This window comes from Streptomyces sp. NPDC002680, from assembly GCF_042889145.1.
Classification (GTDB): Bacteria; Actinomycetota; Actinomycetes; order Streptomycetales; family Streptomycetaceae; genus Streptomyces; species Streptomyces adonidis.
On record NZ_JBIAQP010000009.1, the window covers coordinates 356,183 to 380,517 of the forward strand.

Sequence of the window (24,335 nt, forward strand, 5' to 3'; positions counted from 1 at the left end):
CCTTCACCATGAAGGCCTCCGGCCCCAGGACCCCCGTATCAGACCCCATGACTTACAACCCTGAGAGGGATTGACGCATAGTGCTCGACGTCAACTTCTTCGACGAGCTCCGGATCGGTCTGGCCACCGCTGACGACATCCGTCAGTGGAGCCACGGCGAGGTCAAGAAGCCCGAGACGATCAACTACCGCACGCTCAAGCCCGAAAAGGACGGACTCTTCTGCGAGAAGATCTTCGGTCCGACCCGGGACTGGGAGTGCTACTGCGGCAAGTACAAGCGTGTCCGCTTCAAGGGCATCATCTGTGAGCGCTGTGGCGTCGAGGTCACTCGCGCCAAGGTGCGCCGTGAGCGGATGGGCCACATCGAGCTGGCCGCTCCCGTCACCCACATCTGGTACTTCAAGGGCGTTCCGTCGCGTCTTGGCTACCTGCTCGACCTCGCCCCGAAGGACCTGGAAAAGGTCATCTACTTCGCGGCGTACATGATCACGTACGTCGACGACGAGCGCCGTACCCGTGACCTGCCCTCGCTGGAGGCGCACGTCTCGGTCGAGCGGCAGCAGATCGAGAACCGGCGTGACTCCGACCTGGAGGCCCGCGCCAAGAAGCTCGAGAGCGACCTGGGCGAGCTGGAGGCCGAGGGCGCCAAGGCCGACGTACGCCGCAAGGTGCGCGAAGGTGCCGAGCGGGAGATGAAGCAGCTGCGGGACCGCTCGCAGCGCGAGATCGACCGGCTCGACGAGGTGTGGACCCGGTTCAAGAACCTCAAGGTCCAGGACCTGGAGGGCGACGAGCTGCTCTACCGCGAGCTGCGCGACCGCTTCGGGACCTACTTCGACGGTTCGATGGGTGCCGCGGCGCTGCAGAAGCGCCTGGAGTCCTTCGACCTGGAGGAGGAGGCCGAGCGCCTCCGCGAGATCATCCGTACCGGCAAGGGCCAGAAGAAGACCCGCGCCCTGAAGCGGCTGAAGGTCGTGTCCGCGTTCCTGCAGACCTCCAACAGCCCCAAGGGCATGGTTCTCGACTGCGTCCCGGTCATCCCGCCGGACCTTCGCCCGATGGTGCAGCTGGACGGTGGCCGTTTCGCGACCTCCGACCTGAACGACCTGTACCGCCGTGTGATCAACCGCAACAACCGTCTGAAGCGGCTTCTCGACCTCGGTGCTCCCGAGATCATCGTCAACAACGAGAAGCGCATGCTTCAGGAGGCCGTTGACGCGCTGTTCGACAACGGTCGTCGTGGCCGTCCGGTCACCGGTCCCGGTAACCGCCCGCTGAAGTCCCTGAGCGACATGCTCAAGGGCAAGCAGGGTCGATTCCGTCAGAACCTGCTCGGCAAGCGAGTCGACTACTCGGCCCGTTCCGTGATCGTCGTCGGTCCGCAGCTGAAGCTGCACCAGTGCGGTCTGCCGAAGGCCATGGCGCTGGAGCTGTTCAAGCCGTTCGTCATGAAGCGGCTGGTCGACCTCAACCACGCGCAGAACATCAAGAGCGCGAAGAGGATGGTCGAGCGCGGCCGTACCGTCGTGTACGACGTTCTCGAAGAGGTCATCGCTGAGCACCCGGTTCTGCTGAACCGTGCGCCCACGCTGCACCGCCTCGGCATCCAGGCCTTCGAGCCGCAGCTGGTCGAGGGCAAGGCCATCCAGATCCACCCGCTCGTCTGCACCGCGTTCAACGCGGACTTCGACGGTGACCAGATGGCCGTCCACCTGCCGCTCTCCGCGGAGGCGCAGGCCGAGGCCCGCATCCTGATGCTGTCCTCGAACAACATCCTCAAGCCCGCCGACGGCCGTCCGGTGACGATGCCGACCCAGGACATGGTCCTCGGTCTGTTCTTCCTCACCACCGACGGTGAACTGCGTGACGTCAAGGGCGAGGGCCGTGCGTTCGGCTCCTCGGCCGAGGCGACCATGGCGTTCGACAACGGTGAGCTGGCGCTCCAGTCGGCCGTCGACATCCGCTTCCCGGTGGGCACCATCCCGCCGCGCGGCTGGACCCCGCCGGCCCGCGAGGAGGGCGAGCCCGAGTGGCAGCAGGGGGACTCGTTCCGTCTGCGCACCACGCTGGGCCGCGCGCTCTTCAACGAGCTGCTGCCCGAGGACTACCCGTTCGTCGACTACTCGGTCGGCAAGAAGCAGCTCTCCGAGATCGTCAACGACCTCGCCGAGCGCTACCCCAAGGTCATCGTGGCGGCGACGCTCGACAACCTGAAGGCGGCCGGCTTCTTCTGGGCGACCCGCTCCGGTGTCACCGTGGCCATCTCCGACGTCGTCGTTCCCGAGGCGAAGAAGGAGATCGTCAAGGGCTACGAGGCGCTGGACGAGAAGGTCCAGAAGCAGTACGAGCGCGGTCTGATCACCAAGGACGAGCGCACGCAGGAGCTCATCGCGATCTGGACCAAGGCGACCAACGAGGTCGCCGAGGCGATGAACGCGAACTTCCCCAAGACGAACCCCATCTTCATGATGGTTGACTCGGGTGCCCGAGGAAACATGATGCAGATGCGGCAGATCGCCGGTATGCGTGGTCTGGTGTCGAACGCCAAGAACGAGACGATTCCCCGTCCCATCAAGGCGTCCTTCCGCGAGGGCCTGTCCGTGCTGGAGTACTTCATCTCCACCCACGGTGCCCGTAAGGGTCTCGCCGACACCGCCCTGCGTACCGCCGACTCGGGTTACCTCACCCGTCGTCTGGTGGACGTCTCGCAGGACGTCATCATCCGCGAGGAGGACTGCGGCACCGACCGCGGCCTCAAGCTGGCCATCGCCGAGCGCGACGAGGCCGGCGTGCTGCGCAAGACCGAGAACGTCGAGACGTCGGTGTACGCCCGTGCGCTGGCCGAGGACATCACCGTCGACGGACGTGTGCTGGCCCCGGCCAACACCGACCTCGGTGACGTCCTCATCGACGAGCTGGTCAAGCACGGCGTCGAGGAGGTCAAGACCCGCTCGGTCCTGACCTGCGAGTCCGCCGTCGGCACCTGCGCCATGTGCTACGGCCGTTCGCTGGCCACCGGCAAGCTGGTCGACATCGGTGAGGCGGTCGGCATCATCGCCGCCCAGTCCATCGGTGAGCCCGGTACCCAGCTGACGATGCGTACCTTCCACACCGGTGGTGTGGCCGGTGACGACATCACCCAGGGTCTGCCCCGTGTCGTCGAGCTCTTCGAGGCTCGTACGCCCAAGGGTGTCGCCCCGATCTCGGAGGCGGCCGGCCGCGTCCGTATCGAGGAGACCGAGAAGACCAAGAAGATCGTCATCACCCCGGACGACGGCAGCGACGAGACGGCGTTCCCGATCTCGAAGCGCGCCAAGGTCATGGTGCGTGAGGGTGACCACGTCGAGGTGGGCCAGAAGCTCACCTTCGGTGCCACCAACCCGCACGACGTGCTGCGGATCCTCGGTCAGCGCGCGGTCCAGGTCCACCTGGTCGGCGAGGTCCAGAAGGTCTACAACTCGCAGGGTGTGTCGATCCACGACAAGCACATCGAGATCATCATCCGGCAGATGCTCCGCCGTGTGACGATCATCGAGTCCGGCGACGCCGAGCTGCTGCCCGGCGAGCTGGTCGAGCGTGGCAAGTTCGAGACCGAGAACCGTCGTGTGGTCCAGGAAGGCGGCCACCCGGCCTCCGGCCGTCCGCAGCTGATGGGTATCACCAAGGCCTCGCTGGCGACGGAGTCCTGGCTGTCGGCCGCCTCCTTCCAGGAGACGACCCGAGTCCTGACGGATGCGGCGATCAACGCCAAGTCCGACAGCCTCATCGGCCTCAAGGAGAACGTCATCATCGGTAAGCTCATCCCGGCCGGTACGGGTCTGTCCCGTTACCGCAACATCCGGGTGGAGCCGACCGAGGAGGCCAAGGCCGCGATGTACTCGGCCGTCGGCTACGACGACATCGACTACTCGCCGTTCGGCACGGGCTCCGGCCAGGCCGTTCCGCTGGAGGACTACGACTACGGTCCGTACAACCAGTAAGCGGTAGTTGTCTGTACGAAGGGCGGTCATCCCGGGTTCGGGGTGGCCGCCCTTCGGCGTTGCCGGTGGCCGTCAGTCCCCGCAGCCGTACATGAGCTGCGGCTGGGCGTAGACCGTGCCGGAGGCGCTCGTCACCAGCGCCTGGATCTCCACCGTGAGCAGCGTGCCGAAGTCGGCGCCGACGGCGGCGGTGTGGTCGAAGTCCGCGCCCGCGGCGACCTCGGGGCCCCACTGGGTGCCGGCCAGGAGCACACGGACCGCACCGGTGGTGCCCGTGGCGGCCCTGGTCTCCAGTTGGAGGCGCATCCGCGGCTGCCACAGCGGGTTGGACGACACCGCGATCGTCGTCCAGGCGGTCGCGGTGGTCTGCGGCCAGCGGGCGACCGTCGTGTCCTGCGGGGGCAGCATCGTCAGCCAGGGGCACGCCAGGCCTCCGGCGCCGACGGAGAAGACGGCGGGGCCGCCCGAGCGCGGCAGTACGTGGAGCCAGCCCCCGTCGGTGATCTCCACCCCGCCGCCGGACACCCTGTTGAGCGCGGGCCGGGAATTGACGGCCGTCGACAGCTGCTGGATACGGCGTTCCATCGCCGTGAGCCGGTCGATGATGTCCTCGGGCAGCTGGGGCATCAGGGTTCCTCCAGATAGAGCTCGGCGGTGTCGGGACGGCCGCGCTGCGCCGGGCTGACCTTGACGCCGATGATCCGGTAGCGCACGTCCAGGCCCTCCGGCCACCACTCGTCGGTGATCCGGATCCGGGCGGTCCGGCCGAGCAGCGCGGGCGGCACCAGGTCGTCGAGCCGGACGCTGATCTCGGGGATCACCACCGCTCCGGCGGCCGTGGCGAGTTCGGCGGTGGCCAGGGACCGCAGCGTGTCGACGTCGGTGACCGTGTTGTGGTCCGAGGTCAGGTCGATGAGCGGATACCCGGCGTCGATCAGGGCCGTGGCCGGCGGGGCGTCGGCGTACAGCGGGCGCGACTCCTCGGCCTGGTTGTCGTTGACGGAGGCCCCGCGGGCGCGGGCGGTGGTGCCGCCCCGGGTGGCGTCGCGCGGGAAGGAGTACGACAGGATCGCGCCCGGACGGTCCATCACCAGGTCGGTCGTCCCGGTGCGGATCCTGGGGCTGCCCAGGCGCAGTCGGCGGATCCGCTCGCCGGTGGCCGGGTCGCGGTAGACGGCGATGTGGTGCTCGAAGCCGTTGTCCATCGCGGCGAGTGCGTCGAGCGCCTCGGAGTAGACGATCTCGTCGCCGTCGCGGTAGGAGACGGTCCGGGTCGCCGATGAGGTCTCGGTGCCGTAGCTGACGCGGATGTCGCCGCCCGCGAGTGATGTCTGCATGTGCCGCCACAGGTTGCGGGCGAGCGCCAGCTGGTCGGTGTCCGTGTAGCCGAGGTCGGCGCGGATACGGCGGCGGCCCGCGTACGAGTCGAAGGTCGCCGCCTGGATGCCGAGGGTGAGCACGCCGCGTTCGTCGCTCTGCAGGGTGCTTGTCCAGATGATCCCGCCCCACCACAGGTCGCCGCCGCGCTCCAGGTAGACCGCGGTGCGGCCCTCCGCGATACGGCGGACCCGGGCGGCGAGGGCCGCGGTGGGGACGGGGATCGTGCCGGACAGGGAGCCGGCCTTGCCGATGTAGTCGTCGACGGTGACGTCCCGTACGGGCAGGATGTCGATGGTGCGGTCGGTGCGCAGGTCGCAGAAGATCGCGCGGTACGGGGTGGTGTTCGCGGTCGTGGTCGCCATCCGGCGTCAGCTCCTCGGGAGGATCGTCAGGCCATGGGGTCGACGCGCAGCCACATGTTGTCGAAGGTGCAGGCGACGGACGCGTTGCTGGACCGGTACATGGCGGTGACCGTGTAGGTCGCGCCGGCGGTCAGTGAGCCGAGCCGCATGGTGGCCGTCAGCGACATGGCGAGGGTGCCCCCGCCCATCACCGCGCGATCGTCCTGCACCGGCAGGACCACGGTGCTGCCCTGGGTGACCTGCGGGGCCATGAACGCGTTCGTGGTCGTGCTGCCGACGGTCAGCATGCGCGTTCCGTGGCTGAGGAGGACACCGCCGGACGCGGGTGCGGTGAAACTGAGGGTCAGTGGTGTGGCGGGCGTCTGGACGAGCGTGGCCGTGTACGCCGTCGAGGTCGTCGACCCGGTGGTGAGGGTGTCCACGAACACCGGCCCCGGCACGGCGGGCGCCCAGGCCGTGCCGTTCCAGCGCTGGAGCTGGCCGTTGGGGCTGTCCCGGTACTGGCCGGCGTAACTGCCGTTGGTCAGGGCGCCGCCCGGGGCGATGCCGCCCGGCTCCCGGGGGTACGGGATCCAGACCGTGCCGTTCCAGCGTTGCAGGGCGGTGGCCGTGTCGCGGTACTGGCCGGGGTAGGCGCCGTTGCCGGTCTCGCCGTACGTCGGGAGGATGCCGCCCACGGCGACGATGCTGGTGCGCAGGTCGTCGACGAGCCAGGTGAGGCCGCCGCTGCCCGCGCCCGCGTTCGCGGGGACGTTGACCGCGTAGAGCGGCAGGGCGGTGGCGGGGGTCGCGGGCGGGACCGGGCTGGTGGCCGCCGGGGTGCCCTTGACGACCTCGACGACTGCTTCGGTGCGGCCGGAGGCGTCGTACTGGTCGTCGTAGATCCGTAGGACGACGAGGTCCTTGCGGGCGTACTCCTGGCCGTTGTCGAACGTGAGCGTGATCGGCTCGGTGACGGCCACCGGGTAGGCGCCGCGGGCGGACGCGGCCTGGACGATGGCCCGGCCGGTGCCGATGGTGGCGGTCATCCCGCCGGTGGCGCCGGTCAGGGCGAAGCCCGTGATCCGGGCGGCGCCGGTCGGGGAGCCGGGGAGGATGCCGGACCGGCCCTCGATGTTGTCGGCGGGCGTCACGGCTCCGAGCTGGGTGACGCGGGTGTCCTCGCGGGTCTGGCCGGTCGGGGACAGCCAGGCGGAGCGTGCGTTCATGTGCTGGGCCCCTTCTCGACGGGGGTCAGGACGCGGACTGGTAGGTGCCCGAGATCGACAGGACGGAGTTGGTGATCCAGGGGAAGGGGTTGGCCTTGTTCCACCCGGTCGCCGTGGCGCCCAGCGTGGTGGTGAACCGGGTCGCCAGGCCGACGCCGTCGGCGCTCGTGGCCAGCTGGCAGGTGCCCTGGAGGAACTTGAAGCCGTCGGCGTTGAAACCGACCACGTTCAGCACGATGTCGGTCATCCAGCCGAGGGCCGGGGGAGCGGGCAGGGAGAAGGACCAGATGGCGGTCGCGTCCTGGGCGGCGATGTTCGTCGTCGACCCGATCGCCAGACGGAGCCGGAGATGGACGACCGTGCCGATCTTCGAGTAGTTGGCGTTCAGGGCGCCGTTGCCGAGGACCGGGGCGACGCCCGTGCTGGCGTACCAGATGGGCGTGTAGGTCTGCCAGGTGGGGACCTGCTGGTACGAGACCCAGGTGCTGCCGTTCCAGCGCTGGAGCAGGCCGTTCGGGCCGTCGCGGTGCTGGCCGACGTAACTGCCGTTGCCGACGGCCCCGTTGGGGGCGATGCCGCCGGTCTCTCGGGGGTAGGCGACCCAGGCGGTGCCGTTCCAGCGTTGCAGGGTGTTGCTGGTGTCGCGGTACTGGCCGGGGTAGGCGCCGGTGCGGGAGTCGTTCTCCGTCGGGAGGATGCCGCCGACGGCCACGACACTGGTGCGCAGGTCGGTGACGGTGGCGGCGGAGGCCCAGATGATCCCTCCGTTGCCGGCGCTCGCGTTCGCCGGGACCAGGACGGTGTACAGGGGCAGGGATGCGGCGGGGGTCGCGGGCGGGGCCGGGTCGGTGGCGGTGGGGGTGCCCGGGACGACCTCGACGACTGCTTCGGTGCGGCCGGAGGCGTCGTACTGGTCGTCGTAGATCCGAAGGACGACGAGATCCCGGCGGCTCTGGTCCGCACCGCCGGCGAACGTGAGGGTGACCGGCTGGGTGACGGCCACCGGGTAGGCGCCCCGGTCGTCCTCGGCCTGCACCACGCCCCGGCCGACCCCCACGGTGGCGGTCATACCGCCGGAGGTGCCGGTCAGCGCGAAGCCCGTGACCCGGAAGGCCCCGTCGGGCGAGCCCGGGAAGACGCCGGAGCGGCCCCGGATGTTGGTGGCGGGGGTGACCGCGCCGGTCTGGACGACGCGGGTGTCCTCCCGTGTCTGGCCGTTCGGGGACAGCCAGGCGGAGCGTGCGTTCATACCAAGTCCTTCTGTGGATGGCGGGAGTCGGGAGAGTGCGGGAGCCCGGTGAGGTCACCACTCCGCGCTGCGCCAGCGCACCGACATCTGGGCGCCGGAGCCGAAGTCGTCCGGGCGGAAGGCCAGTTGGGCGCGGCCCGGGGCGAACGCGAAGAGTTCCTCCGGGCCGCTGTCCGCGGCGGCGGTGTGGCGGCGGGAGGCGGTGCCGTTGAGGGTGACCGTGCCGGCGCCGGTGTCCACCACGAGCTGGTCGCCCGCCGCCAGGCGGATCGTGTAGCGCAGCCGGCGGTCGGTGGTGCGGTCGGTCACCGTGGGGTTGACGCACGGTCCGCTGAAGGTGATCACCGGGTGGGTGGGCGCGGAGCCGTCGTTCGCGGCGACGACATCGCCGGTGGAGACGGTCTGGCCCCAGTACAGCGGCCAGGTCAGCGGCCAGCTCAGTCCGCTCTCCGGCTGCGGGGGCCCGGTGACCGCGGTCTGCTCGGTCACCAGGTAGCGGCGCGGGTCGGTGGCGTACCACTGCACGGCCGCCCTGGACACACCCTGGGTCGCGTAGACCCGGTCGGCGGCCAGTACGCGCTGGCTGACCCGGGCCCGTACGGCCAGGGTCTCGCCGTGCAGCCGGACCGCGAGCCAGCGCTCCTCGTCGGCGAGCAGCAGGGCCTGCCGCAGGACGCGGGTGGCGGTCAGCGCTGACTCGGGGCTGCCCACGGTCTCCGGTACGGTCCACACCGTGCCGCCGATCCTGCGGGGCTTGGCGTAGCGGGCGCCCGCCCAGGCGCCGTGGGCGGTGGGGTGGTCGGCGTCGCCGGTGTCGAAGTCCGGGAGGTCCTCCCAGCCGGTGAGTCCGCCGCGATCGATCTCGTAGGCCGTGCCGGGGCCCAGCAGCAGCCCGGCCCACTGGATCTGCCCTTCGCGGGTGATGAGCGAGCCGGGGGCCGGGTCCAGGGTGGAGTCGGGGTACGCGGTCGTCTCGGCCGTTGTCGATGCCATGGGGCCGTCACCTCGCTGTCGGGGTTCATGGGTGTGCGTGGGCCGAGGAGAGGAACAGCAGGTCCTCGGCGGTGGCCCGGGGGCCCGCGCCCTCGGACTCGCGGAACTCGGCCATCCGGTACGGCGAGGACGACGGGGCCGCGCGTCTGCTCGCGAGGGCCCGCTGCCGCTCCAGGGCGGTGAGCGGCAGCACCTTGCCCGCGCGACGGGCGATTCCGGGTACGGCGACACCGCCCTCGGCGAGCATCGGGATCTTGGGGATGTTGATGCCGAACGTCTTGCCGAGGATGTTGACGCTGAGTGAGTTGAGGCCGTCGATGATCCAGTTGGCGAAGGCGATCAGGCCGTTGATCGGGGCCTTGACCAGGCCCGCGACCATCTCGACGCCCGTACTGACGAACTTGCCGATCCCGCCGAGGGTGCTCGACATGGCGCCCTTGATCCGCTGGAACATGTCCGGGATCGTCCGGGTGATCCAGCCGACGGCGGACTCCAGGACGCCCTTGAAGCCGCGCCACACGGCGTCGACCTTTCCGCGCAGCGCCTCGATGTTTCCGGTGGTGAGCGCGTGCAGCACGGCGAAGCCGGTGCCGACGACCGCGCCGACGACGGAGAGGACGGTCGTGACGACGGTGAGGATCGCGCCGAAGTACGTGCTCACCAGCGTCCCGATGATCTGCAGGACCGGGGTGATGACGGCGAGGTACCCCTCGACGTACTTGAGCACGATCGTCGCGAGCTGCTCGATGATCCGTTGCCCGGCCTCGGAGTTCACGGCGAGGTCGATCAGCCATCCGGCGACGGGCAGGAGCAGGCCCGCGACGAAGCCGATCGGGTTGGCGCGGGTGAGGAGGTTGATGACCATCATCACCCCGGCGCCGATGGTCATGGCGAGGCCGAAGGCCCCCATCAGATCGCCTACGACGCCCATGGGGCCGGCGAAGCCGACGACGAGCGTCGCCACCGTGGCGAGTCCGGCCCTGAGCAGGCCGACGGCACGGCCGGCGCTCCTGGCCCGGTCGCCGAACGACTTCACGCCCCTGGCGGCGGTCGCGGCCGACTGACCGGCCTTGGTCACGGAACGGGCGGAGGCCTCGGCACCCGCCCTGGCCCGGCCGACCGCCTGGCCGCCCTGGGCGAGGGAGGCACGGATGCCGCCGGTGGCCGTGGCGGCGCTTCTGATCCGGCCGACGAGCCCTTGTACGGCGCTCGCGGTCTGCGCCGCCTGCGTACGGAACGCGTTCAGCACGGGCAGGACCGGGGCGAACGGGTCGGTGTTCGCCGGACCCGCTGCCGCCGCGGCACTCATCCGCGCCACCCGCGTGCCTTGGCCAGGAACATCAGCGCGTCGGCGGTCCGCTGGGGGTCACTGGAGGAGGCCGCGTAGTAGTTCTCGATCCGCAGGGCCCCGCCCGCGCCGGTGGCTCCGTCGCCGCCGATCCGGCCCTGCGAGGCCGCGTTCCTGAGCATGCGGTCCAGCTTGCTCAGCGGCAGCACGGCCTCCGCCTCCCCGGCCTCGGCGAGGATCGCCGGTACGCCGCCGGAGCGGGGTAGGACGACACCGCCGGTCGCGAGGGTGGGGATCTTCGGCAGGCTGAGCCCGAAGGTCTTGCCGCCGACGAACGGTACCCAGCCGGGGATCGACACCCTGATGCTGTTGAGCTTGCCGATCGCGGAGTTGATGAGCCCGATGACCGCGTTGATCGGTGCCTTCACGGCGTTCTTGATGCCGTCGAAGGCGCGGCCCGCGATGTCCTTGAGGCCGTTCCAGGCGTCGGAGAGCTTGTCCTTGACGGCCTGGAACGCGTTCGGGATCGCGGACTTGACCCAGTCGACGACGGGCATGATGACGGACTTGATGCCGTTCCACACCTTGCTGACGACAGCCTTGATCGCGTCGAGGACGGTGGTGATGACTTTCTTCCAGATGTCGAAGTACGTCTGGATTACCTTCGCCACGGCTTTGACGACGGTTTCGATGGCCTTTTTGATTCCGTCCCAGACGTCCTTGATCAGTTTGGCCGCCTTTTGCATGATCGGCCCGATGAACTTGATGACGCCGTCAATGACGGACTTGATGACCTCGAAGGCTTTCTTCAGGATGTCCTGCATGGTCTTCGACCTGGTCGCCATGTCGACGATCCGCTGGATGAGCGGTGCCAGCAGGCCCATGAGCATGCCGAAGAAGTTGCCCTTCATCGACTTGTTCATCTTGTCCTGGCCCTTGGCCGCCTTGTTGGCTCCGGCCTCGTATTTCGCGGTGTTGGTGCCGGCGGTCTGGACTGCCTTTCCCGATTTGGTGACAGTCTTCTCAAGCTGGTCGAGGCCGTTCCGCAGGCTGTTCGACGTGGTTGTCGCGACCTGGGTCGCCGCCGTGTTCGACTTGATCTGTCCCGCGGTTTTCTGCGCCGAACTGCCGACTTTGTCCGTGGCCGCCGCGGCGCCGTTCGCGTTCCCCTTGTAGTTCCCCAGGAAATTGTTGGCGCTGTTCAGTGGGCCGAGGAGCCTCGATACGGTGCTGACCAGACCTGCGAAGGCGTTCTTCAGCGTGTTGACCACGCCGGTGGTCTTCGTGAGATCAGCAGGCTTGGGGGCGCTGAGGGCGGGGCCACTGGTGTTTGGTGTACTGGGCTTGGAGGAACTCGCTTTTTCTTTCCGGGATTTGGTCCAGTCCCTGACCTGACCGATGACCTTCCTGGTGTCGTCGACCAGAACAACCAGTGCGGCGGCCGACAGACCCAGGGCAACGAGCACAATCGTGAGGCTGCCCCAGTTCGCGGCTTTGAGGGCCAGCAGGATCTCTTTGAAGATGGGAATGTTGGACCCTGCGGCCGCAACGTCCGTGGGCTTGTCCGTCGGCCCGGCTTCGATGGCTTTCTTGAGCTCGGTTATCTTGCTGTCGAGCAGTTTCGTGCTGACCAGTTGATTGCGGAGGTCATCGATCTTCGCCTCGATCGAGGTTGTTTTGTCGTATACCTCATCAGTTGTGTGGTTGGCCACTTTCGACGACCTTCCTTGCCCGTTGTGGCGAGGCGGTGAAGAACCTGTCGAGGTTCCGGGTCACGATCCGGCTGCGAACCGCCGTGGATGAGCGGCCGGTGAACTACCGTGTTGTTGAAGGGACTTGACGCGCGAGGGCAAGGCCAGTGGGGTGGACGGGGAAGCGAGCAGAGTTCGGCGTGACCATGTGATCGACTGGCTCGACCAGTCCCAGGACCTGGCCCAGCTGATCGCCCGTGTGACCGAACTCGTCCTCCGGCTGGGCTACGACCCCGAAGACCTCGTCGTGATGCCCCGCGCCGAACTCGACCGGCGTGAACTGACCGCCTACAGCGCCGGCTGGGCGGACGTCGTCTCCGAGCAGCTTCCCGGGATACGACGCGAGTACGAGGTCCGGATCACCGCCGCGTACCTCCAGGGCCAGGAGGACGCGCGTACGGGGCGCCGGCCCCGGCGTACGGGACCGTCGAAGAGGGCCGAGGGCGAACGCGAGGGCGAGGTCATTCCGCTGCCGTACGTCCAACTGCTCGAACCGCCGCCCGCGGTGACCGGCGTGGAGCAGCGGGGCGAGCGGGAGCGGGCCGTGGCCGACCGGGAACCGGGAACGGAGGCCGACCCGGACGCCGGTGCCTTGCCCGATCCCCGGGCCGACATCCTGCTCTCGGCCCGTGAGGTGCGGGAACGCCGTGCGGAACGGGACCGGCGCAAGGTGGTCCGGCGCAAGGGGCGGCCCAGCGTGCCCCCGCTCGACGACAGGCCGGGCGGGGTGCCTCCCGTACAGGAATCCGGACGGGAGTCCGGACAGGAGGAGACACCGCCGGAGTCCTCCTGACGCCGGTCCGGGTCGTCCCGGTCAGCCGAAGAAGCGGGCGACCTGGGACGGCGTCGGCGGTGCCCCCGGTGGCGGTGTCACCTTGCCGCTGTCCTCATGAGTGGGCTCGTCCGGTCGTCCCACCCTCGGGTCGTCGGGCCGAGGCACCGGCACCGGCAGCTCCGGTGGATCCGCGTCCTCGGCCGAGTTGACGGAGGCGAACATCCAGTTGGCGGCGGCCAGATGGTCCACGGTGGCGGCCAGCAGATGGTCGGTCACCGTCCACTCGGCTGCCTCGCCGTGGAGTTCGCGGTTCAGGGCGCAGTCGCGCGGCAGGTGCTTGACGAGCACGGTGAGCCGTCGGGAGGAGAGCCGGCCGCGGTGCCAGTCGAGCAGGTCGGTGCCGTAGTAGCGGAGCAGGTCGGCCTCCAGTGCCTCGGCGTGTTCGTCGACGAACACGCCGAGGCTCAGCCTTCCCCCAGGCCGAGCCCTGTCTCCTTGCCGTACGCCTCCAGGATCGCGGCGATGTCCTGCATGGTGACCTCGTGCCGTTCGAAACGGGCGAACTGCTCCTCGCCCAGCAGCAGCGCGAGCAGCCCGTCCACGTCGTTGTCGTCGAGCTTGCGCAGGGCCTTGGCGGTGGCCCGGGTCAGCTCGGTCGGCAGGGTGAAGGTGTCGCCGTCCAGGTTGAAGGACCAGCTGCGGCCGAAGGATTCGAGGCGCTGGGCGCGGGCCGCGTTGACGTCGAAAGAGGCCATTTCGGTCGTACTCCTTGTCAGAGGCGTCAAGCAGTGGGTGGGGCGGTGGGGTGATGGGCCGGACACCGGCGGCGCGGAGGGATCGCCCCCGGTGTCCGGCGGGTGGGTGGATCGGGTGGATCGGGTGGATCGGGTGGGTCAGACCGCGTACGCCGCGTCCTTCATGACGAAGCCGCCCAGGGACTCCCCCTCGACGGAGGCGAGGGCCTGGAAGGTGATGCCGAGCTGGGCCGGGGCCTTGCGGCCGAGCTTGATGTCGTCGGACGCCGTGACCTGGCCGCGCGGGATGCCGAAGCGGTACGTCACGACCGAGCCGTCGCTCGCCCGTACGTCCGTGAACTCCAGCCCGAGCGCGCGGACATCGGCGTACGCGCGGTCGGCGATCTTGTACTCGAAGACCCCCGAGCCGCCCGCGGAGCCCTCGACGGGCTTGACCGAGCCGCCGCCCATGAAGAACGGCAGCGTGTCCTCGTTGAACTGGAGCAGTGAGAACTTCAGCGTCAGATCCCGGTCGGAGTAGACGAAGTGGACCGGGCTGATCGTCTGCCAGCTGTCGACGGCCTCCAGCTTGTCCTTCTTGCTGAAGGTGACGCCCTCGCCGGAGGTGTAGCCCAGGTCCTTCCAGCGGGCGCCCCAGTCGGCGGCCGGGGTGTCGGAGAAGACGGTCGGTACGGCCGTGCCGGCGACGGCGACGTAGAGGCGGCCGGTTCCCGCGATGCGGATCTCTGAGGTGTTGCTGCCTGCCATTGCTGGTTCTCCTCAACTAAGGGACAGGAAGGGACAGGAAATGAGGGGCGGGGGGAAGTGCCGGGGGAGGGGTCAGTAGACGCTGACGGACACCTTGAGGACGCACACGTACCGATTGGCCGCCCGGTAGAGGTAGTCGGGCAGCCAGCGCGGGCCGTCCTCCTCGACGACGTCGGTGATCAGATTCGTGCCGTACGTACGTCCGGCCGCGGCGAGTACGGCGCGGCGGCCCGCGTTGGCCAGGGTGTGCGCGGCGGCCTTGGTCGGCCCGTACACCTCCAGCTCGATCAGCGGTTCGTCGACGTGCAGATCACCGATCCAGGCACCACCGCGCCGGTTGACGAGGACGGCGGCGGCCGTGCCGTCGAAGTCACTCGGCGGCTCGACCGCGACGAGCGCGGTGGAGAGCGCCGGGTCGGCTTCGAGGATGTCGACGACCAGCGCCTCGACTTCGAGAAAGGTGTCGGGCGGAGGTACGGCTGAGGTCATTCCGGATCACCTCGGACGGCTGGGCGACTGGGGCAACCGGGCAACTGGGCGTCCGGGGAACGCGAACAGGGGTCCCTGACGTGTCAGGAACCCCTGCTGTGCGGACACAGTTCGGCTGCTGCGCCAACTGTGACAGATTGCTTGCTCGCGCGCAACTAGTGAGGCAGGGTGGTCATAGAGAGGTAGGGGGCGGGGGGTCAGTGGGAGGCGAGCGGTGTCCCCGCGTCCGCCGTCGGTGGCAGGAACTGCTCCACGGCTCTGGCGAACCGCTCGCGCTGGTCCGTCGGCACGCCGAGAAGGTCGGCGGCCTCGTTCACGGTGAGGCGGCGGATCGGGGCGGAGGTGGGAGGGGCGGTGGGCAAGTGGGCGCGCGGGTCGGTCAGTTCCTCGGCGGTCAGTCGGCCGGAGCGGATGAGCATCTCGCGGACGGAGACGTTCAGTACGCGGGCGAGGCGCCGTGTCGTCTCCAGGTCCGGCATGCTCTGGCGGTGCAGCAGTCGGGTCACGGCCGCACGGTGTACGCCCGCCTCGTCCGCGATGCGCGACTTGCCGCCGCCGCGTGGGCTGTCGATGTCGTAGCCGCGCCGGCGCATCAGCTCTTCGACCCATGCCGCGAACGCGTCGAGCTCGGGGGTCGTCATGGCGCTACTCGCTTTCCTTCGGGGGTGGCGCGAGTTTAGCTTGCTTGCGCGCGCGGAATTACAAGCTCGCGACAAGTGACGCAAGGGCACGGGGGAGAGGTCAGGGGTATGTGGGGTTGGTTGGACGTAGGACACGCAAAGGCAAATCATTGCGCGCGCGCTCGCAATCTGTCGAGGTGTGCGGGAGGTTCCGTTGGCTGAGCGGCCGACCGCGCACGCCGCACTGTGGATCGGCGTTCTGGCGCAGCAATTCCCGGAACTCTACGAAGAGTTGACCCCCGGTCGTGGCCGTACGCCCGGCTGCCGGGGCCGTACGGCACCCGCACCCTCGGCCGAACTCGGCGCACGTCTGCGCCAGGAGCGCGAGGAGGCGCTGGTGCTCCAGCAGACCCATGGTCTGGCGGTGCCCGGGCCCAGAACGGCTCCGTTGCGGCTGCACATCTCCGACGCCATCCGCGACATCGCGGACGGCGTGGTCGAACTGGAGGAGGCCGTACGCGACCGGCTCGGGCTGCCCCGGCCGGACCGCGCTCCCGTGCCGGAGCGGTTACGCCGGATCGGGGCCCTGCTCGACGAGATCGCCACGGACCGGGTACTGGCCGTACATGTACGCGACGAGGCCCGTCGGCTGGCCCGGCGTTGCGCCCGCGCGCTGGGCGACAGCGAGATCGTCGTACGCGTGTCCGGTCGCTGCCCCTGGTGCGACTCGGTCTCCCTGCGAGCCTTCCCCGACCGGCAGGCGGTCCTCTGCATCAACCCCGCCTGCCGCTGCACCGCCCCCGACTGTGCCTGCCACCACGATCCCGGGCACCGGCACGGGTGGCCGGAGGGGGAGTGGGAGCGGGTCGCTGCCGCGTGCTCGGCGTCGGGGGTCGCATTGGGGGTCGGCCGATGAGCACCTCGACCAACACGCCTACGGGCACGCCGTACGAGGGACAGCCGACCCTGATCACCGGGGAGCTGGCCGCGCGGGAGATCGGAGTCGCTCCCGCCACGATCCGGAAATGGGTGCAGCTCGGCCGTCTCACCGCCGCGGGCCGGGCCGGTCGCGCCCTGCTGTTCCGGCTGGAGGACGTGTTCGCGGCGGAGCGTGCGACGCGGGCGGCGGCTCGGCGGTCACGGGAACGCTGAGCCGCTGGAGATGTTGAGAATGCTGAAGGGCGGTCACCCGGACACGGGGTGACCGCCCTTCAGCCTGTCGGCCTGCCGTCCTGCCCTCAGCGTTGCTGCTGGAGGTACGGCTGGAGGTGGTGCAGCCGGGTGTGGTAGTCCGGGTGGGACGAGAGCAGCTTGCTCAGCGGGCTCTCCTCCGGCGCCACACCGCCGTTGAGCGCGGCGAGCGCCGCCGTCTGCGCCTGCTCGTCCTGGTGCAGCTTGTGGAGTACGGCGGCCAGCATCGGCGCGAAGCCGAGGGCCGCCGCGTGCTCGTCGGCGCGGAGTTCGGCGCGGCGGCCGACGGCGGCGAGGGCGTACGGCACGCCGAGGATCAGCAGGGGCAGGCCGTACAGGCTGCTGATGGTCGCCAGGGCGATGCCGCCGAGGACGAGGACGACGAAGCCGACGCCGAGGCAGGAGAAGGCGCGGGACACCTTGAAGACGATCACGGAGAGGGCGCGCAGGACCCGCCAGGCGATCCGGCCGGGCTGCGCGTACCAGTAGCCGAGGAGCCCGGACCAGGCGTGGCCGCCGACGTGGTGGCCCAGCTCGTGTGCCATGACGGCGGCGAGTTCGCCGTTGGGCAGCTGGTTCATGGCGAAGCGGGTGACGCCGACGATGTGGCCGGCGGCGGCGACCGCGTTCAGGCCGTCGCTGTCCTCGACCCAGAGTTCGTAGTTGCGCCCCTCGACTCCCGCGCGGGCGGTGACCTCACGCCAGACCGGTTCGAGTTTGGCTCGTTCTTGTGGAGTGGGGTAGCGCAGATGAAGCAAACGGCGCGCGAGGGCGCTTTCGGTGGGCCGGTGGAACACGAGTGCGCCGCTCAGCAGCCAGAGGATCACGACGAGGAAGCCGAGCTTCCCGAAGAAGAGGGAGAAGAGGCTGACGACGAGGAGGCTGCAGAGGAAGTTCGGGAGATAGAGGAGCAGGTTCCCCACGGCGGTGGCGTCGGTACGGCGCTGGTGGGCGGAGATGTGGACGCGCCCGCGGTCGGTGGGGATGTGGTGGGGGTGCTCGGTGGGAGGGGTCGGGGCTTGGGCCGCGGTCGGGGGTTGCTGTGGGGGCGCGTACTGCGGGGGGACGGGCGGCTGGGCGGTGCCGGCCTGGGGGTAGGAGGGCGGCGGAGGCTGGGCGGAGGCCGCGCCCGGGTAGGCGGGGGGCTGGCCCTGGTTCAGGGGCGCGCCCGGGTAGGCCGGGGGTTGGGCGGAGTCGGGGTATGCGGGTGCCTGGGGAGCGGCGCCGGGATAGGAGGGGGGCGGCTGGGCGGCGGCAGGGTACGAGGGCGGCTGGGCGGCGTCTGTGTACTGGGGTGGCTGGGCCGGGTCCGGGTACGAGGGTGCCTGGGCCGGGTCCGGGTACGGCGGGGGTTGCTGCGCCGCCTGCGGGTACGCGGGAGCGGACTGCCCGGGGTACGGCGGCGGGGCCGAGGAGTGAGCCGCTGTCGACCCGGGGTGGACGGGCGGGGCTGACGGCTGGGCCGCTGCCTGTCCCGGGTACGTCGGAGGGCTCGGGGGCCGGGCGTCGGGTTCGGGGTATGCCCGCGGGTTCGGGGGCCGGGGGGCGGGTTCGGGGTACGTCGGTGGGAGCGGAGTCTGGGCGGTGGGCTCGGGGTACTGCGGCGGGACGACCGGAGGCCGCTGGGTGGCGGATTCGGGGTACGTCGGTGGGGCCAGGGGCTGCTCGGCGGGTTCGGGGTACTCCGGTGGTGACGAGGGTGGCTGGGTCATGGGTCTTCCTTCACGTGCGGGGACGGTGACTGAGCGGTCCGGTGTCCGGTGTGATCAGCCGATGAGCAGCGAGGCGGGGAGGAGGAGCGTGCCGGTGCAGAAGGAGATCAGGCCGGTACGGATCCACTGGTGCTTGCGCGTGGCGATACGGCTCGTCTCGGTGAGCGCCGAGATGAGCGCGGCCGTGGGATCGCGCTGGGTGTCGGCGAGCGCCGCCTCCAACCGGCCGATTCGCACGGCATGTTGGATGTCGGCGAAGTAGGAGAGGGGCCGGCCCGGAGCCCACGGTTCGGAGCGGTGGCGGGGCAGGACGGCGAGGAGCAGCGCGAACAGCGACAGCGCCAGGGACGCGGCCCCGGCGCCCCAGACGACGGTGCCGAAGGTGCTGAGCGCGCCCGGATTCCAGCTCCGCCCGGCGAGCAGCCCGCTGAACACACCGGCGGTCATCCCGAGCGCGGCGACCAGGACGGACGCCTTGCTGTCGGCTCGGGCGATCTCGGTACGGAGGTCCGCGAGCAGGCGCTCGCAGAGCTGAGCGGGGTCGGCGGGCGGGTCCGGTGGGAGTGGCGCCGGGGTGCGGCGCGGATCGAGCGTGGTCATGCGCCGCCGCCTGCCCCGTCCTCCTCGGTCCCGTCCGTCGCCTCGCCCGCCGGTGCGTCCTGCTGCTCGGGGAGCGTCGGGGTGCTGCCGTAGCCGGGGGGCGGCTGCCAGGCGGGGGTCTGGGGAGCGGAGTACGGCTGCTGGTACGGCGCACCCGGCGGGCGCGTGGCCGTGGCCGGCGGTGTGTACGCGGCGGGCGCTCCGGGGACATCGGCGGGGCCCGGAACGCCGTACCCGGGAACGGCCCCGTACGGCCCGCCGGCACCCGGCATGGGTGCCTGGGCCGCGGATGCCTGCGGGGCGCCCGGATACGGGCTCGCCGGGGGCTGCGTACCCCAGGCGGAGGCGGCCGACGCCTGGCCGGGCGCGACACCCGGAGCCACCGGCGGCTGGACAGCCTGAGCCTGCGCCGGGGTCGCGTCGTTCGGGGGCTGTCCCGGGGTTCCGTACACGGGGCCGGGCCGGCCGGAGACGAGGTCCGGTTGCCCGGGCGCGGGTCCGGGCTGGCCGGAGACGAGGTCCGGTTGCCCGGGCGCGGGTCCGGGCTGGCCGGGAGTGAATCCGGGCTGGCCGGAGTTGAACCCGGGGTGTCCGGGGACGGGACCCGCTTGGCCCGGAAGGAAGTCCGGCTGGCCAGGGGCGAGGCCCGCCTGGCCCGGGGCGGAGCCCGGTTGCCCGGAGACGCCTCCCGCCTGGCCCGCCATCCCTGGGACGCCCCCCGGCTGCCCAGCCACTCCAGCCGCCCCGGGCATCCCAGCCGCACCGGGCACCCCCTGCCCGTACCCCGCCCCGTAAGGGTCGCCGTACGGATCGCCGTACGGGACCCCCGGAGCCGCCTCCCCGCCCGGCAGCGGCGGCGGGTTCTGGGGTACGCCCGGGAGGCGTTGGGTGAGGATGTCGCTCACTGTGCGCAGGGCCAGTTGCTTGGGGCCCTCCAGCTCGAACTTCTCCGCGTTGTCGCCGTGGAGAAGGTCCTTCACCAGGTCCATCTGGGCCTGGATCATGCGGAGTTGGTCGTCGCGCATGCTCGTCATGACCAGGCGGGAGTCCTCGGGGTGCTGGGCCAGGTGCAGGGCCCAGGCCTGGACGCCGCCCTGGGAAAGGTGCCACTGGTAGAAGGCGATCTTCTCCGCCTCGATCTTCTGCAACTCCAGTTCCTGGTGGCCCCGTTGGACGGACAGTTGGTGCTGCTGGCTGCTCTGCAGGGCCGCCTGTTCGTAGTCCCAGCGCTGTTGTTGCAGGGCCAGGTGCTGCTGCTGGGTGCCGTACGACATCGCGCGCTCGATCTGGAGGGCGTCCTGCTGACGGTTGCGGCGGTCCACCTCCACGTCGACCTCGGAACCGCGCTCGGCTGCCCGTACCTGCTCGGTCGCCGAGTGGTCGATCGCCTGGAGGCGGCGCTGGTGGTCGATGTTCTCCTGGTCGCGGCGCAGCCGCAGGGTCCACGTGGTCTGGAGGCCCGCCGGGGCGCCCAGCGGGCCCAGGACGTTGATCGCCTGCAGCAGCTCCCCCTCCGCCGCCGCGCTCTCCGCGATCGGGAAGCGCCGGCTCACCGGGCGTGCCGCGCGCTGGAGTTCGCCGATGAGCAGGCCCGGCACGTCCCGGTGGCCGCTGCCCACGAACCGGGCCGGGTCGACGACCTGCCAGGACACGTCGACCTCGGCCGAGAACTCGAACGCGTCGTTGTCGCTGGGCAGTGTGAGCGTGCCCGAGAACGGGTGCACGCCCATGTCGACCTCGTACACCGCCGTGTAGTGCCGCGCCGCGATCTCGCTGCGCGTCGGACGGCGGGGCGGGAGATAGGCCTCGTAACCGCCCTTGGCGGTCGAGAAGACGAGCGCGTGGTCGATACGGACCGTCGACTTCAACGAGAGTTCGAAGCGCGACAGTTGCCGCACGGTGAGGACCGGGTCGATCAACTGCGTGTGCCGGTCCGCGGACTGCTGCCACTCGGGCGGGCGGTGGAAGGCGGGCATCGTGCGTTGCTCCTCGGTGAGCGTGAGCGGGATGTGCTTGCTAGCGGATCGGGAGTGTCGTGAGGAGGCGGGCCGCCACCGCCGGCGGGGCCGCGCCGTCCTCGCCCGGCATCGTCCGCAGGAGATGGCCCAGACGGTGGAACTCCGCCGGGGTCGTGACCAGGGTCGGGAGCAGATGCGCCAGGGCCCACTCCGTGGTCGTCGAGCGGTCGGCGATCAGGACCCACTCGCGCAGCACGTCCAGGGCGTATCGGGTCGTGTTCGGATCGCCCAGCGCCGCCCGCCACAGGAACGGGATGCCGTGGGCGGCGGCCGAGCCCTCGGTGGCCGACCGCGCGTACCAGGCCAGGACCAGCGGATGGCCGTACCGCTCGTCGTCCTGGGTGCGGCGGCAGGCGCTGACGAAGCCGCCGATGGTCAGGTCGTGCACCGGGCGGTCGTCGTCCAGGTGCGTGCGCAGTTCGGCGAGGACGGTGTCGCCGGCCTCGGAGAGCAGCAACAGGGCGACGGCCTCGCGCAGTTCGTCGGCCATCTCGCGGTCGAAGGCGTCCGAGTTGTCGTGGGTCTCGTACAGGCTGCGGGCCGCCGTGCGCAGCGCGGCCAGGGCCTGCTCGCAGCGCTCGGGGCCGATCAGCGCGTACGCCCGTACGGCCACCCAGCGCAGCCGCCGGTCCTCGTGCCGGGACCACTCGTCGAGGATGCGCGGGATGTTCGGCGTGCCGATGAGGTGCGCGAGGGTGAGCGAGTTGACGGCCACCAGCCGGTGCCGGAAGCGGTTGGAGGTCGCCCAGGGCTCGATGACCAGGGCCATCGCCGAGGGCAGGTCGGTGCGGGCCAGGACGGCCACCGTGGACGCGGCCCGGGTACGGACGAGTGGGCGCCCGTCGTCGGCCAGTTGACGCAGCCAGCTGATCAGCGCGGGGCGTGCGGAGGGATGGCCGGTCCAGACCTCGCGCAGGAGTACGAGGGAGGCGCGGTCGTCGATGAACCGGGCCTTCTGCTGGGTCACCGGGCCCCACTCGGTGTGCTCGTCGTCCTCGTACCGCTCGGCGCGGGCGAGTTGGAGCCGCTTGCCGATGTGCGTGCCGAAGACGGGGACCTCGGCGATACCGACCGGGTTCTGTGTCTTCTGGAGGAAGCGGTAGAGCAGATCGCTGAGTTCGGCGGTGAGGGCGTACGGGCCGTCGTCGAACGCGGCCAGCGCGACCAGGAACGCCTTGTCGCGCAGATGGATCGACGCCTCGTCCTCCTCGAACCACTCCTGGACCTGGTTCTCCAGGGAGACGAGCGAGAACTGGGCGATGTCTTCCGCGGTGACCTCGTCCGCCGCGTACCGGCCCAGCTGCTGTGCGAAGGCGGCCACCTCGCGCAACTGATGACTGCGGCTCAGGAACTCGGTCACGTCCGGGAGTTCGAGCAGCTTGGCCGTCGTCTCCTCGTCGGCGACGCGGGTGCGGAGGTGTGCGGCGAGTACGTCGGCCGGAGGCGGCGAGCGCCATTCGACGGCCGGTACGTCCTCCAGTACCGCCGTGTGGCCCACGGTGACGACGAGATAGGCGTCCCGCGCGGCCAACCGGTCGCGGGCGGCGAGGAGATGGTGCTCGCGGAGGGGCCGGCCCCGGTGCGTGGCGAGGTCGGCGAGGACGTAGCCCCGGGGCTGCTCGGCGGGGGCGGGTTCGTCCGCCGCGGTGAACCTGTTCGCCAGCGTGCCAGGGTCCGTGTCGCGGTCGAGCGTGTGTACGGGGGCCGCCCCGAGCCGGTGCAGAAGGGCCAGGGCGGCCGTGCGTCTCCCGGTGAAGCGGGCGCCGGACAGGACGAGGACGCGGTCGCGGCGCAGCCGGGCGAGCAGGTTCTCGACGGTCGCGTCGGCGGCGACGAACGAGGCGGCGAGCCGGTCCAGCGTGGTCTGCGGGACCTCGCCGGAGGCGGCGGACGGGGCGGAGAACCCGGGTATCGCCCACTGGTGGATCTCCGTCTTGGTGCCCATGATCACGTCACCGGTGACCCGGCCGCCGCTCACACCGTGCTGGTCGCCGCCGACCGCGCTGCCGCCTATGCGGGCGTCGTCGCCGAAGCGCATCGTCCGGGGGCTGTGGTCGATCAGGTCGCGCCGGGCCGACCAGGCGGTCTGCGGCTGCTCGCGGTCCTCGGACTCCGCGGCGCCCTCGGCCGCCGGGGACTCCTTCGCGGCGCCGTCTCTGCCGTCCTTGCCGTCGTCGGAGGCGGCCGGGTCGTCGGCGGGGCCGGGACGAGTGGCCTCCGCCGCGTCCGGTGCGCTCATGAGCCGTCACCCCCGTTGCGGCCGCCCATGTTGACGTCCCCGGTGACCTGCCCGCCGCTGACGCCGTGCTGGTCGCCGGCCACGACGCTGCCGCCGATGCTGACGGCACCGTTGAAGTTGAAGACGGGGCCCGGGGCGGGCCGGCTCTCCGGCGCGGGCGAGGTGCCCTGCGCGGGGACCCTCGGTTCCGGCGTCCCCTTCGTCTCCGGTGACTGCGGGGTCTGCGGCGCCGGGCGGTCCCCCGAACCGCCCGGCGCCTCCCCCATCCCCGTGTCACGGTGGTCCTGGTCGGCCGTGCCGGCCGGGGCCGCCTCGTATCCGCCGGGCAGCGGTCCGTGCAGCCAGGCCGTCATCCGGCCGTTCTTGGTGTCGACGCCGACCGGGTGGAACTCGTCGGCCGGGATGCCGGGGTGGTTGTGCCGTACGACACCCCCGTACAGGGAGTCCGAGACGATCAGCGCGAAGTCGTGGGGGCGTTCGCGCAGGGCCGCCCGCAGCAACTGGGCGTCCAGCAGCCGGCAGGCGTTGTTCAGGTCGGTGCCGACCCAGCCGTCGTGCTCGTCCACGGCCACGTACCCGGTGGCCACGACCCCGCGCAGCCGGATCTGGGCCGAGCTGGACGCCATGCGGTTGACGGTCCGCAGCTGGGCCGGGACCTCCACGAGCAGGGCCCGCAGCAGGGCGGTGACCGGGGCGTTCGCGTCGATCAGCTCCATCACGGAGTCCCCGCGGTCGGCACGCAGGCGGCGGGTCTCGTCGATGCCGGCGCTTTCGAGTGCGCGGTCGGTGATGTCGTACAGCATGCGCCGCAGGTAGGCCTGCTCCACGTCGTCCCGGTCGCTGAACCTCTCTATGTCCAGCAGCAGGATCGTGCGGCTCACGGGGTCGGTCATGGTCGCCCTTCGACATGCATGTGGGGGTTGCTTGCAGCAGCGTGGCGGGTGGGGACGGTGCGGTGTGAGGGCGTATGACGCAGTC

21 protein-coding genes are annotated in these 24,335 nt (G+C 70.6%); 4 read left to right on the forward strand and 17 right to left on the reverse strand.

Features of this window, described 5'->3' with window-relative positions; all coding sequences use genetic code 11:
* Window positions 1-80 precede the first annotated feature (80 nt).
* The gene (locus ACFYXF_RS25225; RefSeq protein WP_389352545.1) at window positions 81-3,980 is read left to right on the forward strand and encodes a DNA-directed RNA polymerase subunit beta'; all 3,900 of its coding nucleotides are present in this window, start codon (window positions 81-83) and stop codon (window positions 3,978-3,980) included.
* Between the two features lie 72 nt (window positions 3,981-4,052).
* Here ACFYXF_RS25225 and ACFYXF_RS25230 read toward each other — a convergent pair whose 3' ends face one another.
* From ACFYXF_RS25230 to ACFYXF_RS25260, 7 genes are read right to left on the reverse strand one after another with little or no spacing between them, the layout of a single operon-like run.
* Window positions 4,053-4,607 carry a hypothetical protein gene (locus ACFYXF_RS25230; protein WP_389352546.1) on the reverse strand — a complete coding sequence of 185 codons (555 nt, stop codon included), beginning with the start codon at window positions 4,605-4,607 and terminating at the stop codon, window positions 4,053-4,055.
* Window positions 4,607-5,722, reverse strand: coding sequence for a hypothetical protein (locus ACFYXF_RS25235; protein ID WP_389352548.1), 1,116 nt, complete (start codon window positions 5,720-5,722; stop codon window positions 4,607-4,609). The genes ACFYXF_RS25230 and ACFYXF_RS25235 overlap by 1 nt, the downstream gene beginning before the upstream one ends.
* 26 nt (window positions 5,723-5,748) lie before the next feature.
* Window positions 5,749-6,930 (reverse strand): hypothetical protein, encoded by a 1,182-nt coding sequence (locus tag ACFYXF_RS25240; RefSeq protein ID WP_389352550.1) that lies wholly within the window; start codon window positions 6,928-6,930, stop codon window positions 5,749-5,751.
* Window positions 6,931-6,955: 25 nt separating this feature from the next.
* Window positions 6,956-8,179, reverse strand: a complete 1,224-nt coding sequence (locus tag ACFYXF_RS25245) for a hypothetical protein (protein ID WP_389352551.1) — start codon at window positions 8,177-8,179, stop codon at window positions 6,956-6,958.
* A 54-nt stretch (window positions 8,180-8,233) separates the two neighbouring features.
* Window positions 8,234-9,172, reverse strand: coding sequence for a phage distal tail protein (locus ACFYXF_RS25250; protein ID WP_389352553.1), 939 nt, complete (start codon window positions 9,170-9,172; stop codon window positions 8,234-8,236).
* 25 nt (window positions 9,173-9,197) lie between these two features.
* A complete protein-coding gene (locus ACFYXF_RS25255) occupies window positions 9,198-10,481 on the reverse strand; it encodes a tape-measure protein (RefSeq protein WP_389352555.1) in 1,284 nt (427 codons plus the stop codon).
* A complete protein-coding gene (locus ACFYXF_RS25260; RefSeq protein ID WP_389352557.1) occupies window positions 10,478-12,172 on the reverse strand; it encodes a phage tail protein in 1,695 nt (564 codons plus the stop codon). Before ACFYXF_RS25260 ends, ACFYXF_RS25255 begins: the two co-directional genes overlap by 4 nt.
* Window positions 12,173-12,296: 124 nt before the next feature.
* Between ACFYXF_RS25260 and ACFYXF_RS25265 the strand changes: the two genes are divergently transcribed.
* Entirely contained in the window at window positions 12,297-13,004 is a 708-nt protein-coding gene (locus ACFYXF_RS25265; protein ID WP_389352558.1) for a hypothetical protein, read from the forward strand.
* Between the two features lie 21 nt (window positions 13,005-13,025).
* Here ACFYXF_RS25265 and ACFYXF_RS25270 read toward each other — a convergent pair whose 3' ends face one another.
* From ACFYXF_RS25270 to ACFYXF_RS25290, 5 genes are all read right to left on the reverse strand, one after another.
* Entirely contained in the window at window positions 13,026-13,442 is a 417-nt protein-coding gene (locus ACFYXF_RS25270) for a hypothetical protein (protein WP_389352560.1), read from the reverse strand.
* Between the two features lie 8 nt (window positions 13,443-13,450).
* Window positions 13,451-13,741: a hypothetical protein gene (locus ACFYXF_RS25275; protein ID WP_369030536.1), complete on the reverse strand. Its 291-nt coding sequence runs from the start codon at window positions 13,739-13,741 to the stop codon at window positions 13,451-13,453.
* Window positions 13,742-13,879: 138 nt separating this feature from the next.
* Window positions 13,880-14,488, reverse strand: coding sequence for a phage tail protein (locus ACFYXF_RS25280; protein ID WP_389352562.1), 609 nt, complete (start codon window positions 14,486-14,488; stop codon window positions 13,880-13,882).
* 72 nt (window positions 14,489-14,560) lie between these two features.
* A complete protein-coding gene (locus ACFYXF_RS25285; RefSeq protein ID WP_369030538.1) occupies window positions 14,561-14,977 on the reverse strand; it encodes a hypothetical protein in 417 nt (138 codons plus the stop codon).
* Window positions 14,978-15,174: 197 nt separating this feature from the next.
* Entirely contained in the window at window positions 15,175-15,618 is a 444-nt protein-coding gene (locus tag ACFYXF_RS25290) for a helix-turn-helix domain-containing protein (RefSeq protein ID WP_389352565.1), read from the reverse strand.
* Between the two features lie 193 nt (window positions 15,619-15,811).
* On the opposite strand from ACFYXF_RS25290, the gene ACFYXF_RS25295 reads away from it, so the two are divergent.
* Both ACFYXF_RS25295 and ACFYXF_RS25300 read left to right on the forward strand, forming a co-directional pair.
* Entirely contained in the window at window positions 15,812-16,513 is a 702-nt protein-coding gene (locus tag ACFYXF_RS25295) for a hypothetical protein (protein WP_389352567.1), read from the forward strand.
* Complete coding sequence (locus tag ACFYXF_RS25300; RefSeq protein WP_389352569.1) at window positions 16,510-16,749, forward strand: hypothetical protein; 240 nt, start codon at window positions 16,510-16,512, stop codon at window positions 16,747-16,749. The genes ACFYXF_RS25295 and ACFYXF_RS25300 overlap by 4 nt, the downstream gene beginning before the upstream one ends.
* Before the next feature lie 86 nt (window positions 16,750-16,835).
* Here the strand turns inward: ACFYXF_RS25300 and ACFYXF_RS25305 are convergent, their stop codons facing one another.
* The 5 genes from ACFYXF_RS25305 to ACFYXF_RS25325 are packed head-to-tail and all read right to left on the reverse strand — an operon-like array spanning window position 16,836 to window position 24,250.
* On the reverse strand, window positions 16,836-18,500 hold the full coding sequence (locus ACFYXF_RS25305) for a M48 family metalloprotease (RefSeq protein WP_389352572.1): 1,665 nt from the start codon (window positions 18,498-18,500) through the stop codon (window positions 16,836-16,838).
* A 54-nt stretch (window positions 18,501-18,554) separates the two neighbouring features.
* On the reverse strand, window positions 18,555-19,100 hold the full coding sequence (locus ACFYXF_RS25310) for a Pycsar system effector family protein (RefSeq protein WP_389352575.1): 546 nt from the start codon (window positions 19,098-19,100) through the stop codon (window positions 18,555-18,557).
* Window positions 19,097-21,076, reverse strand: a complete 1,980-nt coding sequence (locus ACFYXF_RS25315) for a hypothetical protein (RefSeq protein WP_389352577.1) — start codon at window positions 21,074-21,076, stop codon at window positions 19,097-19,099. Before ACFYXF_RS25315 ends, ACFYXF_RS25310 begins: the two co-directional genes overlap by 4 nt.
* A 40-nt stretch (window positions 21,077-21,116) precedes the next feature.
* Window positions 21,117-23,357, reverse strand: coding sequence for a hypothetical protein (locus tag ACFYXF_RS25320; RefSeq protein WP_389352579.1), 2,241 nt, complete (start codon window positions 23,355-23,357; stop codon window positions 21,117-21,119).
* Window positions 23,354-24,250, reverse strand: coding sequence for a hypothetical protein (locus ACFYXF_RS25325; protein WP_389352581.1), 897 nt, complete (start codon window positions 24,248-24,250; stop codon window positions 23,354-23,356). The genes ACFYXF_RS25320 and ACFYXF_RS25325 overlap by 4 nt, the downstream gene beginning before the upstream one ends.
* Between the last annotated feature and the right edge of the window lie 85 nt (window positions 24,251-24,335).